General features: G+C 62.8%; 14 protein-coding genes. 6 read left to right on the top strand and 8 right to left on the bottom strand.

Features of this window, described 5'->3' with window-relative positions; translation table 11 throughout:
• Positions 1–3: 3 nt before the first annotated feature.
• Together dnaK and FHX11_RS29125 are read right to left on the bottom strand one after the other, a co-directional pair.
• On the bottom strand, positions 4–1,920 hold the full coding sequence (gene dnaK, locus FHX11_RS29130) for a molecular chaperone DnaK (RefSeq protein WP_184364732.1): 1,917 nt from the start codon (positions 1,918–1,920) through the stop codon (positions 4–6).
• 293 nt (positions 1,921–2,213) lie between these two features.
• Positions 2,214–4,571 carry a transglycosylase domain-containing protein gene (locus FHX11_RS29125; protein WP_184364723.1) on the bottom strand — a complete coding sequence of 786 codons (2,358 nt, stop codon included), beginning with the start codon at positions 4,569–4,571 and terminating at the stop codon, positions 2,214–2,216.
• Between the two features lie 349 nt (positions 4,572–4,920).
• Between FHX11_RS29125 and FHX11_RS29120 the strand changes: the two genes are divergently transcribed.
• The 3 genes from FHX11_RS29120 to FHX11_RS29115 all read left to right on the top strand — a co-directional run bounded on the left by FHX11_RS29120 (position 4,921) and on the right by FHX11_RS29115 (position 5,809).
• The gene (locus FHX11_RS29120; protein WP_184364720.1) at positions 4,921–5,109 is read left to right on the top strand and encodes a hypothetical protein; all 189 of its coding nucleotides are present in this window, start codon (positions 4,921–4,923) and stop codon (positions 5,107–5,109) included.
• A gap of 86 nt (positions 5,110–5,195) precedes the next feature.
• The gene (locus FHX11_RS30110; RefSeq protein WP_281411658.1) at positions 5,196–5,318 is read left to right on the top strand and encodes a hypothetical protein; all 123 of its coding nucleotides are present in this window, start codon (positions 5,196–5,198) and stop codon (positions 5,316–5,318) included.
• A gap of 248 nt (positions 5,319–5,566) precedes the next feature.
• Positions 5,567–5,809 carry a DUF982 domain-containing protein gene (locus FHX11_RS29115; RefSeq protein WP_184364717.1) on the top strand — a complete coding sequence of 81 codons (243 nt, stop codon included), beginning with the start codon at positions 5,567–5,569 and terminating at the stop codon, positions 5,807–5,809.
• Between the two features lie 222 nt (positions 5,810–6,031).
• Here the strand turns inward: FHX11_RS29115 and FHX11_RS29110 are convergent, their stop codons facing one another.
• The 5 genes from FHX11_RS29110 to FHX11_RS29090 form a co-directional block, all read right to left on the bottom strand.
• Positions 6,032–6,907, bottom strand: a complete 876-nt coding sequence (locus FHX11_RS29110; protein WP_184364715.1) for an SH3 domain-containing protein — start codon at positions 6,905–6,907, stop codon at positions 6,032–6,034.
• Between the two features lie 807 nt (positions 6,908–7,714).
• Positions 7,715–9,154, bottom strand: coding sequence for an efflux transporter outer membrane subunit (locus tag FHX11_RS29105; RefSeq protein WP_184364713.1), 1,440 nt, complete (start codon positions 9,152–9,154; stop codon positions 7,715–7,717).
• A gap of 348 nt (positions 9,155–9,502) precedes the next feature.
• Positions 9,503–10,447 (bottom strand): phosphoribosylaminoimidazolesuccinocarboxamide synthase, encoded by a 945-nt coding sequence (locus tag FHX11_RS29100; protein ID WP_184364869.1) that lies wholly within the window; start codon positions 10,445–10,447, stop codon positions 9,503–9,505.
• A gap of 140 nt (positions 10,448–10,587) precedes the next feature.
• A complete protein-coding gene (locus FHX11_RS29095) occupies positions 10,588–11,271 on the bottom strand; it encodes a phosphoribosyltransferase (RefSeq protein WP_184364712.1) in 684 nt (227 codons plus the stop codon).
• Positions 11,258–12,094 carry a pseudouridine synthase gene (locus tag FHX11_RS29090; RefSeq protein WP_348649751.1) on the bottom strand — a complete coding sequence of 279 codons (837 nt, stop codon included), beginning with the start codon at positions 12,092–12,094 and terminating at the stop codon, positions 11,258–11,260. Before FHX11_RS29090 ends, FHX11_RS29095 begins: the two co-directional genes overlap by 14 nt.
• A 349-nt stretch (positions 12,095–12,443) precedes the next feature.
• On the opposite strand from FHX11_RS29090, the gene FHX11_RS29085 reads away from it, so the two are divergent.
• The gene (locus tag FHX11_RS29085) at positions 12,444–13,163 is read left to right on the top strand and encodes a response regulator (protein WP_184364707.1); all 720 of its coding nucleotides are present in this window, start codon (positions 12,444–12,446) and stop codon (positions 13,161–13,163) included.
• Between the two features lie 3 nt (positions 13,164–13,166).
• Positions 13,167–14,516 carry an ATP-binding protein gene (locus tag FHX11_RS29080; protein ID WP_184364705.1) on the top strand — a complete coding sequence of 450 codons (1,350 nt, stop codon included), beginning with the start codon at positions 13,167–13,169 and terminating at the stop codon, positions 14,514–14,516.
• Between the two features lie 74 nt (positions 14,517–14,590).
• Here FHX11_RS29080 and FHX11_RS29075 read toward each other — a convergent pair whose 3' ends face one another.
• Positions 14,591–14,797 carry a hypothetical protein gene (locus tag FHX11_RS29075; RefSeq protein ID WP_184364703.1) on the bottom strand — a complete coding sequence of 69 codons (207 nt, stop codon included), beginning with the start codon at positions 14,795–14,797 and terminating at the stop codon, positions 14,591–14,593.
• Positions 14,798–14,878: 81 nt separating this feature from the next.
• Between FHX11_RS29075 and FHX11_RS29070 the strand changes: the two genes are divergently transcribed.
• Positions 14,879–15,046 carry a hypothetical protein gene (locus FHX11_RS29070; RefSeq protein WP_184364701.1) on the top strand — a complete coding sequence of 56 codons (168 nt, stop codon included), beginning with the start codon at positions 14,879–14,881 and terminating at the stop codon, positions 15,044–15,046.
• Positions 15,047–15,154: the final 108 nt, after the last annotated feature.

Below are 15,154 nucleotides of genomic sequence, written 5' to 3'. Positions count from 1 at the left end.
CGCTTATGCAGACCGCTTGCGGTCGTCCTCGTCCTTGATTTCCTCGTAGTCGGCATCGACGACGTCGTCCTTGCCGCCTGCCGAGGCATCAGCCGAGGGGGCTTCCGCCTGCTGGGCCTCATAAATGGCCTGGCCGAGTTTCATGGATACTTCCATGAGCGTCTGGGTCTTGGCCTTGATGTCTTCGGCGTCCGGCTCGGAAGCCTCGGTCGCCGTCTTCAGCGCTGCGATCGCGTCGCTGATCGCGTTGCGATCGGCTTCCGTGACCTTGTCGCCATAATCCTTCAGCGACTTTTCGCTGGAGTGGATCAGGCTTTCGGCCTGGTTCTTGGCTTCGACACCCTCACGGCGCTTCTTGTCTTCGGCAGCATGGGCTTCTGCATCCTTGACCATCTTCTCGATGTCGGCGTCGGAGAGACCGCCGGAAGCCTGGATGCGGATCTGCTGTTCCTTGCCGGTGCCCTTGTCCTTGGCCGAAACCTGGACGATGCCGTTGGCGTCGATATCGAAGGTGACTTCAATCTGCGGCACGCCGCGCGGTGCCGGCGGCAGGCCGACGAGGTCGAACTGGCCGAGCAGCTTGTTGTCGGCGGCCATTTCGCGCTCGCCCTGCGAGACGCGGATGGTCACGGCCGACTGGTTGTCGTCGGCGGTCGAGAAGGTCTGCGACTTCTTCGTCGGGATCGTCGTGTTGCGTTCGATCAGACGGGTGAAGACGCCGCCCAGCGTTTCGATGCCGAGAGACAGCGGGGTCACGTCGAGGAGCAGGACGTCCTTGACGTCGCCCTGGAGAACGCCGGCCTGGATGGCGGCGCCGAGGGCGACGACTTCATCCGGGTTGACGCCCTTGTGCGGCTCCTTGCCGAACAGCTGCTTGACGACTTCCTGGACCTTCGGCATGCGGCTCATGCCGCCGACGAGAACGACTTCGTCGATCTCGGCAGCCGTGACGCCGGCATCCTTCAGCGCAGCCTTGCAAGGCGCGATGGTGCGCTGGATCAGATCGTCGACCAGGCTTTCCAGCTTGGCGCGGGTCAGCTTCAGCGTCAGGTGCTTCGGGCCGGTGGCGTCTGCCGTGATGAAGGGCAGGTTGATTTCGGTCTGCTGCGCGGACGACAGCTCGATCTTGGCCTTTTCGGCAGCTTCCTTGAGGCGCTGCAGAGCGAGCTTGTCGCCCTTGAGGTCGATGCCGTTGTCCTTCTTGAATTCGGCAACGAGATATTCGACGAGACGCATGTCGAAGTCTTCACCGCCGAGGAAGGTGTCGCCGTTGGTCGACTTCACTTCGAAGACGCCGTCACCGATTTCGAGGATGGAGATATCGAAGGTGCCGCCGCCAAGGTCGTAGACGGCGATGGTCTTGCCGTCCTTCTTGTCGAGGCCGTAGGCGAGCGCAGCCGCCGTCGGCTCGTTGATGATGCGCAGCACTTCAAGACCGGCGATCCTGCCGGCATCCTTGGTTGCCTGGCGCTGTGCGTCGTTGAAGTAGGCGGGAACGGTGATGACGGCCTTTTCGACCTTTTCGCCGAGATAGGATTCGGCGGTTTCCTTCATCTTCTGAAGGATCATTGCGGAAATCTGTGCGGGCGAATAGCCCTTGCCCTGTGCCTCGACCCAGGCGTCGCCATTGTCGCCCTTGACGATCTGGAAAGGAACGAGGTGCTTGTCCTTCTCAACGGTCGGATCTTCGTAGCGGCGGCCGATCAGGCGCTTGACGGCGAAGAGGGTGTTGGTGGGGTTGGTGACCGCCTGGCGCTTGGCCGGCTGGCCGACGAGGCGTTCGCCGTCGTCCGTGAAGGCTACCATAGAGGGGGTGGTGCGGGCGCCTTCGGCATTTTCGATCACTTTCGCGTCCTTGCCGTCCATGACGGCGACGCAGGAATTCGTGGTTCCAAGGTCGATACCAATTACTTTTGCCATGTCATTCTCTCCTTGAAGCAAGCTATCGGAACCCCTGTCAGGCATTCCATTGACAGCCCCTTACGGGATGGTCTTGAGGATTGCGCAGCCATGACTGCGGTGATGCCGCGTATATAAGTAGCGGTTTTACTGACTGCAAGGCGGGAAATCACCCGGAATCCAGCAAAACGAATGGTTTGTCGCGCGAATTCAACAGTGCCGCTTTGCGCCTGCGGACCTGGAGAATTGGCGCGACCAGCTATCAGATCAGCCTTGCTTCGGCCATGCAAGCGCCAATCGCGGGAAATGCGGCCTTATCGTCCGAGGATGACATCCAGAAGCGAGCTGCGATGCGGCCTGGCCCTCACCGGCGTCGGACCGGGATCGCCGACGTCGGCGGGCGGGATCATGCCGTTGTCGCTATAGGGGTTGCTGTCGTCCGCGAGGCCGGCGGGCGGCAGATCCTCCGAATCGCCGGCGGCAATCGCCTGATCGATCGTTTGCGGCGGCATCGGCTGCTGCGACGGCCGTTGCTGGACCGTCGGCTGGCCGTGCGGCTGCGCGGCTTCGCCGCCGCCCAGCGCGCCGGAGATGATGGAGCCGATCGTCGTCGGCTGATCCGTACCCGGCGCCGTCTGCGCCATCGGCACGCCGTTGTCGATGATCTGGCCGCCGCCGAAGATCGGCGTCGGCGTCAGGCCCTTGTGGGCGGCGACCATGAATTCCTTCCAGGCCTTGGCCGGCAATCCGCCGCCCGTCACCTTCTTCATCGACTTGCCGTCGTCGTTGCCGAACCAGACCCCCGTGGTCAGGTGGCTGGTGAAGCCGACGAACAGCGCGTCGCGGAAGGATTGCGTCGTGCCGCTCTTGCCGGCGGCCTGCCAGCCGGGAATGCGGGCGGCCTTGCCGGTGCCGAAATTGATGACGCCGGTCATCATCGTGTTCATGTTGGTGACGACGTCGGGGTTCAGGACCCGTGGCGGATTGTCGAAATTCGCCTGGTAGAGCACCTTGCCGTTGGCGGTCGTCACCCTGGTGATGACATGCGGCGTCGCCTTGTAGCCGCCGTTCATGAAGGAAGCATAGGCCGAGGTCAGTTCCAGCAGCGAGACCTCCGACGTGCCGAGCGCGATCGAGGCATTGGCCTGCAGGTCGGATTCGATGCCGAGCCTATGGGCGACCTTGACCACCTGGTCCGGCCCGACTTCCATCGCCAGCTGGGCGGCGATGGTGTTCAGCGAATGGGCGACGGCCGTCGCCAGCGTCACCGGCCCATTGTATTTCTGCTCGTAATTCTCCGGCGCCCAGTTGCCGATCCTGATCGGGGCGTCGTTGCGGATCGAATTCGGCGTCAGGCCCATTTCGAGCGCCGCTGTATAGACGAAGGGCTTGAAGGCCGAGCCCGGCTGGCGCTTGGCGGTGACGGCGCGGTTGAACTGGCTCTGGCCATAGTCCCGGCCGCCGACCAGCGCGCGGATCGCGCCCGTGGCGTCGACGGAGACCAGCGACGCCTGCGAGGCATTGAGTTTCCTGCCGTCCTTGGCGAGCACGTCGTTCAGCGCCTGCTCGGCTTTTTCCTCCAGCGACATGTCGATGGTGGTGTCGACGGTCAGGTCTTCCTTGATGTCGCCGCCGATCAGGCCGGGAAGCTGGCCCATGACCATGTCGGCGACATAGTTTTCCGCGCCGCTCCAATAGCTCTTGGCGCGTGTCGGCGGTTGCGACATCGCCGTCTTGATATCGGCTTCGCTGATATAGCCCTGGTCGCGCATCGCCTGCAGCACCAGCTGGGCGCGGGCTTCGGCGGCGGCCGGATCGCGCGCCGGCGACAGTTTCGACGGTGCCTTGACGAGACCGGCGAGCATGGCCGCCTCGCCGAGGTTGACGTCGCGGGCGGATTTGTTGAAGTAGCGCCGCGCCGCCGCCTCGACGCCATAGGCGTTCGAGCCGAAATAGACACGGTTGAGATACATCGCCAGGATCTGGTCCTTGGTGAACTTGTGCTCCAGCCAGATGGCGAGCAGAACCTCCTGCACCTTGCGCTCCAGCGTGCGCTCCGGCGACAGGAACAGGTTCTTGGCGAGCTGCTGCGTCAGCGTCGAGCCGCCCTGCACGGCATGGCCGGTCAGGATGTTGGTGACGACGGCGCGGCCGAGGCCGATCGGGTCGAAACCGTAATGGGAATAGAAGCGGCGGTCCTCGATGGCGATCAGCGCCTCGGGAATGTAGGGCGACATGTCGCCGAGCGCCAGGGCTTCGCCGCCGGTCGTGCCGCGATTGGCGATGATGCTGCCGTCGAGATCGGCGATCTTGACGTTGGGCGGGCGTTCCGGGATGGCCCAGGTGCTGGCGCTCGGCATGCGCGATCCGTAATAGGCGACCAGCCCGGCCAGGCCGATGCCGGCCCACAGCCCAAGCACGATTGCCCAATAGACCGCCCTGCGGAGAAAGCCGAAGACGCCGCCGCCGGAGCGCCGCTGCTGCTTGCGCCGGCGGCTGGAACGGCGTGGCTTTTCGGCTTTTGGCGCACTGTTGCGCCTGGGGCTTTCACGCTCGGAGGATCGCCCGCCGCCGGCAACGCGTTCTCCGGCGCTGAAGCCGTCGTCATCGGGCTCCCTGCCGCCTGAGAAGGAGGGTTCTATCCTCTGGCCTGATCTGCTCTTGCCTGCCATTGCGGACCGGTCGTGCCCCTGGTTCCTGTGCCGATACTTGCTGCCGAAGCCGCTGGGGCCGTACTCCGCGTCTTTTGGGACGCGCAGGAGCGCAGCCAGCGCCTTGCCGGTGCATAAGTCTGAAAATGATCGCCATTTTCGGGACCCTGCGCCGCCGGCATTCGCTCACGAAATGGTCGTGAAGACGTCGAAGCCCGGCGTTGAACTGTAAATGCGGCGATTTAACGGGGGATTAAGAATATCCCGGCCGGTCATGACGACGACATCCGTCCATTCATGACGGGATGAGGCGGGGAACTTTTGCCGGTTTCGGGCATTATCTTTTTTAACAAAAAAGAGGGCGAGCGCGATGAGTTCACATATTTCGGTAGAAAGCGTTGGCGAAACCAAGCTGCGGGAAGTCTGGAGCATCGAGGATTTCGCGCGGCGCCACAGGATCGGCAAGGAGGAGGAGGTACGGCTGAAAAGGCTGTTCGGCGACTTCGCCACGAAGCAGGAGCTGCTCTCGAACGCGCAGCGGCCACCCCTGTTTCGTTGAGACGACCGGTAAGCCGGCGCGGTGTTCATGAGGTGTTCATCGCGGGATCGCTACAACGGCACTATCTGCTGCGGTGGAGGCTTACCATGTGGAAACGATTTGAACTTTGGCTGGTTGATCTGCTGGACCGGATATTCGGGCTGGAAGAACTCGCACGCCGCGCCGGCTTCTCGGCCGATGACGCCAAGCGTATCGCGCGGGAAAAATAGGCTGGATCGGTTTTCCTTGCCGTTTTCCAAAGTGGTTTCACGCAATGAACATCGCCATGGCGTGAAGCATGACAGAGCCGGGCGGCTGCATATGAACCCGCATCTCCCTTCTCTGATTGTCTCTCGCTTCACCTTCCGTGCTTGCGATGTTCCATATTTTCGAATTGTCTGATTGAGATTATAGTCATTGCACGAAGCCGTCTCGCCGGATGGCTCGGGCACTTGATAGCGCGTGAGGAGGATAATTCATGCGACACATCAAATGGAGCAACCCGATCGAGATCGGCTTCGCTCAAGGCAGCTCCCAGACGGTGACCGGCCCTTCCGAGGCGCTGAATTGCATGGCCAATCTCTGGCCGGATCGGCGCGGTCCGTTTTACGTGGCTGCGAGAAGCGTTTGCCGGGCGGCGATCGACGGGAGGAAGTCTGCCGAGGAAGCCCGCGAGATGTTCATCTCGGCAATGCGCGAGGCGCATCTGAAAGTTCATTGAGGCGGCGCGGCGCCCGGCGCCGCCTGATCGTCAATCCTTCCCGCCGGCGAATGCCGAACCGTTTCGCGCAACCTTGGAACCGGCGCTTCCCCAGAATTACCCCTTCCCTCGGCTGCCGTGTCCCTTCGGTGCAGGGTCGGTCGATTATCGTGAACAAGCCAATGAAAAAGGCCAGCGGCTGTGGAGCCGCTGGCCTTCATCTGTTTCATACCGCCGGGAGTCTTACCGGTTCGAGCCTCTGATCGACATGCGGCAATTCGGCTCCGACGCCGGGCAGGGATCGACATGGTCGGGGCTATAGGGGCCTGGCTGACCGGCGTTCGGGCGATTATTCGGCTGCGGCTGCGGCTGCGGCTGCGGCTGCGGCTGAGGCCGTGGCTGTGCCTGCTGCGGGTCGGGCTGGCGCTGCCGGTTGTCCTGGCGATTGTCGTCGCGACGGCGGTCGGGGCGGCTGCCCCAATCCTGGTTGTTGTCCGGCTGGCGGTTCCAATCGCGATTGCGATCCCTGCGCGGCTGGTTCCAGTCGTCATCATTGTTGCGCCGGTTCCAGTCCCCGTCGGGCTGCTGGCGGCCCCAGTCCTGTTGGTCGTTCCAGTCGCGGTTGCGGTCGGGACGGCGGTCCCAGTTGCGGCCGGATCCGTTATCCCAATCCGATCCGCGATCCCAGCCCTGGCTCGGACGGCGATCGATCCAGCCCGGTCCACGGCGCCAACGGTCGCGGTTGCGGTAGAAATCGCGGTCGCGATAATAGCGGCCCCAATAATCATCGAAATCGAAGGTGATGGTGGGGATGCCGAGTGGGCGGTAATATTGCGGACCGACATAGATGCGGCGCGATTGATAGCTCGCCTGGATATAGCGGCCGGCGACCCAGCCGCGGCCACCGTAGAAACTGACGTCGCACCAGGGCGTTTCGTTGAGGCAGCCATTGATCTCGAGCGGGGCACCGACGGGAATCATGGTGACCGCCGGATATTGCGTGCTCGGGCCGGACCGCATGTTGACATTGGCGGTGGCAAAGCCGGCTGCGGCTTCTGCGAGCGCCGGCAGCGCGACGAATGCGGTCAGCGTGATCGCGGCTAGAAGCTTGTGTCTCATGAATGCTCTCCCTTGCGTGTCGCCAGCGTCACGGATGCGTGCGGCGGCTGCGCCTGTTGTCGCCATCCGTTCTCGCATGGCCGGCAATCGGCTCGACGCGGTTACAGGATTCGGCATGGTCTTACCAGTTTCGATAAGATCAAAGTTGGAGCATGTGCGGGACTTTGGAAGATCCCACGCTATTCCTTCAATCTTTTCCGTGGTTTTAAGCAGATTTGCATGAATGCAGCTTGAACGGAGGCAGGTGATATCCTCAAGGCTCGAATAATTTTTAGGAAGTCTTGCTTAGGATTTTCGGCATTACTGCGGCTCTAAAGCATGTCGTGCAAAAGTGTGCAGCGGTTTTGCGCGAACGACATGCGCTTTATTCAGCGATTGAAATTATCGCGGCGGAACGAATGATGCCCATGGCCTTGAAAACACCGCAATCGCCACCGATATAGATTTCAGTCATGCAGCCGGCGAGTGCGTGGCGCGCTTCAAAGCGAGCCCATTTGCACTTGCTGAGATTGTGAAAGTGGCGTTGACCCCGTGTTAACCTTTCATGGTCACTCTGGCTGCGGTTCCGCCTTCCCTTTGACCACGGATGTACTGGCACTGGCGTGAGGATGGATGACGAAAGGCCGGATTACTCCGGCCTTTTTGTTTTTTGGCTGCTTGGTTTTGGGCTGTCAGGGGCGTGCTTTGCGGAAGCGGAGCGCGCCATTTTATTTTGCCGATCATCCAGGGCGCAAAGAAAAGCCGCCGCAGTTGCCTGCGGCGGCTTTGTCGTAGAGCGAGGCCCGGCAGAGCCGAGCCCTTATTCCCTTAGTTCGCGGCCTTCGCGGCGACCTTGACCGGCTTTGCGACCGGTCCCTTTTCAGCCGGAACATAACCGGCGCCGATCGCAATGTTCAGCGAGATGTAGTCGATCGCGCTCTGCTGGACAGCCTGTGCCAGGCTCTGCTGAGCGCTGGTCACGTTGCGCTGTGCGTCGAGAACGTCGAGCAGCGAGGAGGCACCGTCCTTATAGCTGGCGGTCGAGAGCTGCAGGGCTTCCTGGTAGGACTTCACCTGCGCGCGCAGTGCCGAGACGGTTTGCGCGTCGCGGGAGACGGCCGACAGGGCGTTCTCGACATCCTCGACAGCCGACCGTACCGTCTGCTGCCAGACCACATATTGCTCACGGCTGCTCGATTCAGCGCTCTTGACGTTGGCGCGCAGCGTGCCGCCGTCGAAGATCGGCAGCGTCAGCGACGGACCGAAGGACCAGGAGGTCAGGCCGCCGCTTCTGGACGAGGTATGGATATAGGACGGCGTGATCGCGCCGCTGAGCGTGATCGTCGGGAAGAGCTGCGCTTCCGCCACGCCGATCTGCGCCGTTGCGGCGGCGAGATTACGCTCGGCGACACGGATGTCGGGTCTGTTGCGGATGAGATCGGCCGGGACGCCCGAATTGACGCGGCCGCGGAAGACCGGCTGCTTGCCGCCGCCCTGCATCTGGGCGATTACGGTCGAAGACGGCACGTTCAACAGGGTCGCGATGTGATGGACCGCCTGGCGATAGCTGATCTCGAAGCCAGGAATGGTCGACAGCGTCGAATTGACGAGGCCTTCGGCCTGAACGACGTCGAGACGGGACGCCGCGCCGGCATCGAGCTGGAACTTCGTCAGCGAGAGCGTGTCCCGGCGAGACTTCAGGTTTTCCTGAGCGATCGAGATGAGCGTCTGGTAGTAGCGGGCGTTGACGTAGCTATTCGCCAGATCCTGCAGATAGGTCAGGCGTGCCGTGTCGACGCTGGAATAGGCGGCATCGAGCGAGGCGAGGGCGCCTTCCCGCGCGCGGCGATACTGACCCCAGAGGTCAAGCAGCCAGGAAACTGACGGACCGCCGCTGGTGGTGTTCTCCGTTTCGGTCTGGGTGCGCAGGCTGCCCTTCTGGCCGCTCACGGTGTGGCCGCCGGAGACGCTGAGGTTCGGCAATCCGCCGGCGCCGGCGGTGATGACCGTGGCCTGTGCCTGGTTGATGCGTTCCAGAGCCTGCAGAATGCTCAGGTTCTGGCTGAGGCCCTGGTCTGCAAATGCATTCAGTCTCGAGTCGCCGAAGGCAGTCCACCATTTCGAACCGGCGACGTCGCCGTTGATCTTCGTACCGCCCTCAGAGAATTTGGCCGGGAGAGGCATTTCCGGTGGCTTATGATCGGGGCCGCTGACGCAGCCTGCCAGCAAAAGCAGCAGGGCGGGGGCGGCAGTACGAATGGAAACCATCACATTATCCCACAATTCAATCTACGTGATCACTATCTTACAAGGCCTGTGTGGCCCCATATGTGTCGGCGCTCCTGCCTACGCATTACAAAAATGAACCGAAGCGGTCGGCGCCAATCTATCAACGAGTTTTGCAATAGCACAGTGCCTTTTGCCATTTCTCGTCGGCGAACATATGTGGGATCGTGCCAAATATCAGGGTCTGGGTAAAAAAATTATAAAGTGTTGCAAAAAACATACCCTCCGATTGCCACCTGAGGCGGTGCGCAAAGCGGGTTTTTGTCGCCGTTGCAACTTTCGGTCGGCTCCCGGCCTGCGATTTCCGGCCGGGAAACCGTGCGGCAATCCTTACGGGAAGTAGCGCTCGAGACTTGCGCGAACCCGGTCGCGCGGTGTTGCGTCGCGGTCATCAGGCACGAAAGGCGTTGCCGTGATCGCTTCGTAAGCGCGGATATACACTTTCGACGTCTGTTCGATGAGGTCGAGAGGGATCTCCGGAATCTCGTCCTTATAGGGATCGCAGCGCTCGGTCACCCAAGCGCGCACGAAATCCTTGTCGAAGCTTTCCGGCCGCTCGCCCCTGTCGAAGCGCTCCTGATAGCTGTCGGCCAGCCAGTAACGGCTGCTGTCCGGCGTATGGATCTCGTCGGCCAGGATGATGGCGCCGGTTTCGTCGGTGCCGAATTCATATTTGGTATCGACGAGGATCAGTCCGCGCTTGCGGGCCATCTCCTGCCCGCGGGCGAAGAGGGCAAGCGCGTAACGCGACAAGGTCTGCCACTGTTCCTGCGTCAGCAGCCCTTGCTCGACGATTTGCGCCGGCGTCAGCGGTTCGTCATGGCCGCCGTCGAATTCCTTGCTGGTCGGCGTGATGATCGGCTCGGGCAGGATCTGGTTGTCGCGCATGCCATCCGGCAGGGTGATGCCGTACATCTCGCGCTCACCCTTCTTATAGAGTGTCAGGATCGAGGTGCCGGTCGTGCCCGCGAGGTAGCCGCGCACGACGATCTCCACCGGCAGGATGGTGAGCCGCTTGCCGACCACGACGTTCGGGTCCGGATAGGCGATGACATGGTTCGGGCAGATATCCTTGGTCGCCTCGAACCAGTAGCGCGCCGTCTGCGTCAGCACCTGGCCCTTGTAGGGGATGCAGGTGAGGATACGGTCGAAGGCGCTCAACCGGTCGGTGCTGATGATGATGCGGCTGCCATCCGGCAGATCGTAGTTCTCGCGCACCTTGCCGCGATAATAGTTCGGCAGTTCCGGAAAATGGGCTTCGGAGAGAATTCGCAATACGGTCACCAGCAGGCTCATGCATCCGCCCCGGCGGACGCTTCTTGACTGGACCCTTAGCGCATAATGCCGCAAATCGGAATCGATTTTCGGCAGGCATCGCCCATCCTTCCCTATGGAAAGAGCCTCCGCTCCCAGATTCAAGCCGGTCTGCGCCAGCCGCCATTTTCGGTCTTTTCCAGGATCGGAGTCGAAAACACGCCGACGATCCGCGCGCTCCATGGCTTTCCGCCGGCATCGACACGCTCGCGCCAGCGGTCGGATTGCAGCATGGCGGCGCCGATGATCACCGGTTCGATGCCGCAGGCGGTCAAGAGTTCCAGCCCGGAGGCGATCGAGGCGCCGCTTGAGATCACATCGTCGATCAGCGCCACCCGCCGGCCCTGCAGCAACGGCAGCATGCGCGGATCGATATAGAGCCGCTTTTGCTGCTCGGGCGTGGTGATGGAGGACAGCGACACCGACAGTTCCTCGCGATACCAGAACTTGCGCGAGGTCCCGAGGGGAACATAGCGCTCATGGCCGAGCGCGCGGGCGGTCGCGCTCGCCAGCGTCAGCCCCAGGGTCGGCAGCCCGGCAACCACCTCGACGTCATGGGCCGCGATCCGAGCGGCCAGCGCTTCGGCCAAGGCTTCCTGCACCGAAAAGCTCGCCTGATTGACGATCAGCGACGCCAGCGCATGCTCGCCATCGGCCAGCACGCGGATCGGCAGGCGCAACTGCCGCCCGTCGGGCAGTTCCGCCACGTAGAAATCCCGGAATTCGCCGGATGTCTCGAAGCTGCGCGGCGGATCGAAGGACTGCCAGAAATCATGGGGCTGCATTGCGTCCCGCCTTGGCTGCGTTACGTCCGTTCCTGTCCATGCCGGCGCGCCGGTAGAGCCCGGCAACCTCCGCGTCGCTCAAGGCCCTGACCGCGCCTTTCGCCAGATCGCCGAGCACGATATCGCCAAAGGCGACACGCACCAGGCGCAGGCATTCGACGTCGAGCACCTCCAGCATCCGGCGGATCTGCCGATTGCGGCCCTCGCGAAGCTCGACCTCGATCCAGCCGCCGCGTTCACCGCTGCGCAGCGGACGGGCTGCGGTTGCGGTCAGAAGCTCGCCGTCATCGATGATGCCGCTCTCCATCCGCTCCAGCAATTCCTGGTCCATGATCGGCTTGACCTGCACATGATAGGTCTTGGCGACATGCGTGATCGGATCCAGCAAGGCCTGCGCCAGCACCGTGTCGTTGGTGAAGAGAAGCAGTCCTTCGCTGGCCTTGTCCAGCCGGCCGACCGGCGCGAGATGCCGGGCGTCGATCTCCCTCAAGCAGTCATAGACTGTCGGGCGGCCTTCGGGATCGTCGCGCGTCGTCACCAATCCGCGCGGCTTGTTCAGCATGAAATAGAGCTTCTTCTCGGCGGCTATGGCAGCGCCGTCGACGGCAATCCGCGCGCGGTCGAGATCGATCCAGGCGGCGGGATCGACGATCCGGCGCCCGTCGACCGTGACGCGGCCGGCCGCAATCAGCGCCTCCGCCTGGGTGCGCGAGCAATAGCCGAGCTTCGACAGCGCGCGCGGCAGGGTCACGCGCTTGCCGTCGACCGCCTCGCGGCTTTTCGCCGTCTTGCCCGATCTTTGCGGAGAATGCCTCTGGCCCACGCCTTGCCCCATGCCTGTATGACGATCGCCGGCGCGCGCCGGCCATTGCCCATCCTTTCGCATGAGCGCGGCTGCGAAGCAAATCGTCATGGCTGGGGGGGGAGGACGGGCATCGAGGTGAATAGGCAGGGCTCGCGCCTGGTCGACACGAACCCTGCCGGGAGTCCGGAGCGGCGATGGGTCGGTAGGGCGACGTCGGGGTCGTTGTCGCCTTTGCTCCGGAGGGACGACCGCAAGCTGCCCTGCTTCTGTTGCCGGGATTTTTCAAGGAAGCGGAAATTTGTTACAGTTTGTAACGCCGGCCGTTTCCTTATTGTCAAAGCCGCCCTTTGCCTCGCATGGATGAGCCATGGTTTCCGCATCGCTTCTTCTGGTCGAGGACGACCGCGAAATAAGGGCACTCCTCGAGGAGTTCCTGAGCCGTGAGGGTTTTGCCGTCGAGGCGGCCGACAGTGCCGCCGCCATGGACCGCGCGCTTGCCAGGGGCTTTCCCGATCTCATCATTCTCGACCTGATGCTGCCCGGCGAGGACGGCCTGTCGGCCTGCCGCCGCATTCGCGCCCGCAGCCGCGTGCCGATCCTGATGCTGACGGCGAAATCCGAGGATATCGACCGCATTCTCGGCCTGGAGATGGGCGCCGACGATTACCTCGGCAAGCCCTTCAACCCGCGTGAATTGCTGGCGCGCATCCGCGCCATCCTGAGACGGGTCGGCCCCGAGCGCGTCGAGGAAATCGATCTCCCGCGCCGGCGCAAGAGCTTTGCCGGTCTCGTCGTCGATCTCGACGGCCGGGCGATCGAGGTCGAGGGCGAAGGCCCGGTGCGCCTGACCACGGCCGAGTTCGACCTGCTTGTCTGCTTCCTCGAGCGGCCGCGCCGGGTGCTGTCGCGTGACCAGCTGCTCGACTGGACACGCGGCCGCGGTGCCGACCCCTTCGACCGCACCATCGATGTCACCGTCTCGCGCCTGCGCACCAAGCTCGCGCATTATCTGCCAGATGGCACGCAGATCATCACGACAGTGCGCAATGCCGGTTATCTCCTGACCGCGGATGTAAGGGATGTGTGAGCGATGATGAAACTCGGCCTCGTGTCCCGCATCATCATGATCGTTGCCGTGGCGCTGTCGGTCATCCAGCTGGCCGCTTTTGTCGCCGTCGGCTGGAAGACGGATGCGCCGATGGGCTCGCGCCTGTCTCCCGGCGCGCAGATCAAATCGGCGGTGCGCCTGCTCGATGCCATCCCGCCCGAGGCGCAGGAACAGGCGGTGCGCGCGCTCAATGCCAGCGGCCTGGATCTGCATCTGGCCGATGTCCCGGCGCAGAGGCAGGACAGCGGCACCGATGCGACGTTCGGCGATCGGCTGGCCCGCGATTTTGCCAATTTTGCCCTGGGCAACCGCTATTTCGGCATGCGCTCGCTTCCCGAACGGCCGCAGGGCTGGTTTTCTGTCGGTGCGCCGGATCGGATCATCGAGGTCTCGATCGGGGTTGCCGGCGGCAAGGTGGCGGTCTTCCGGCTTGCCGACACGCCGACCGTGCGGCTGAGCGGAATTCCCGTGGGCCTGATCGCCGGCATTCTCGGCATGCTGGTCGCGGTGATCGCGGTCGCCGCCGTGGCGCGCGAGACCCGGCCGCTGACGCGGCTGTCGCGCACTGTCAATTCCATCGGCAAGAGCCTGCAGCCGATCCATATTCCCGAGCGCGGCGCCTGCGAGCTGCGCATGCTGATCCGCGCCATCAACGACATGCAGTTGCGCATCGCCGCGCTGGTCAACAACCGCACCCTGATCCTCGGGGCCATGTCCCATGATCTGCGGACCTATCTCACCCGCTTTCGCCTGCGCATGGAGATGATGCCGGACACGCCGCATCGCGAGCGGGCGATCGCCGATGTCGAGGCGATGCAGCATCTCGTCGAGGAGGCGCTGGGGCTCGCCCGCAGCACGGTCGTTTCCGGCGACAGGGACGTCGCCGATCTCGATGCCGCCGTGCATGCCCTGATCGCGGAACGCCAGGATGCGCAAGGCCTCGTCTCCCTCTCGGCGCTTGGGCGCGAACTGGCGGTGACGATACCGCAGACGGCGCTTGCACGGGTGCTGGACAATCTGATCGACAATGCGCTGCGCTATGGCGGCAGCGCCGATATCCGCGTCGAGCGCCGCGGCGACCGGGCTGCCATCATCATCGGCGACCGCGGGCCGGGCATTCCGGCAGAGCGACGCAAGGATGTGCTGGAGCCCTTCATCCGCCTGGAGGAGTCGCGCAATCGCGATCTGGGGGGAAGCGGGCTAGGGCTGACGATCGTCCGGCAGATCCTCGATGCGCATCATGGCGCGCTTTGTCTGGAGGACCGTGAGGGTGGCGGTCTTAACGCCATCGTGCTGCTTCGGCTTGCGGCGGGCAATCGGGCCGCGGCCTGAAGGAGGCCTATCAAGGACAGGGCGTGATAAGGGGTTCGCGCATGCGCGCGCTTCGCTCTCCGGCGTTCAGGCCGTCAATGGCAGGTCAGGAAGCGCTTGAGCTCCTCCCGGCTGACGACGATGCCGGCGGCGGCCTTTCGCGGGTCGGGATGCGTATAGGTGAACTTCACCAGATCGGGCAGATCCAGCGCCTGGCGCATGCTCATGATACCGAGCGCCCGCCGTCCGGTGGCGCTGTCGATACTGACCTCGATGATGCTTTCTGGCCTTGTTATGTTCATTGTGTCCTCCCTTTTCACCCATATATAGCAGAAATTTCCTGCGAAATCTCGGTTTTTATAAGGCTTTGCTTGAGTAAAGGGATGGAAGCCGCCGCCGCCGCCAAGATCCGTTTCGATGGCATTGGCGCACGGAAAACCGGGATGTCGATTATTGCCGCCGCAACAAAAGCGTCTTCCGGAAGCCGCAAATCGAAAATTTTGACCATCTGGACAATATTTTTGCCGGCAATCGCGCGGCAATGGGGATAGTTCCATTCCGGACTTCAAAAAAGCTTAATAAAAACGGGTAGATATAAAAATGTCAGAATTTTTACGAGAGGTGTGTTGACTTGTCTCTGGGGGTGGGATTATAAGCCG

Origin of the sequence: Rhizobium sp. BK602, assembly GCF_014195095.1 — a bacterium.
Lineage (GTDB): Bacteria > Pseudomonadota > Alphaproteobacteria > Rhizobiales > Rhizobiaceae > Rhizobium.
This window is presented reverse-complemented; position numbering and strand designations above follow the sequence as displayed.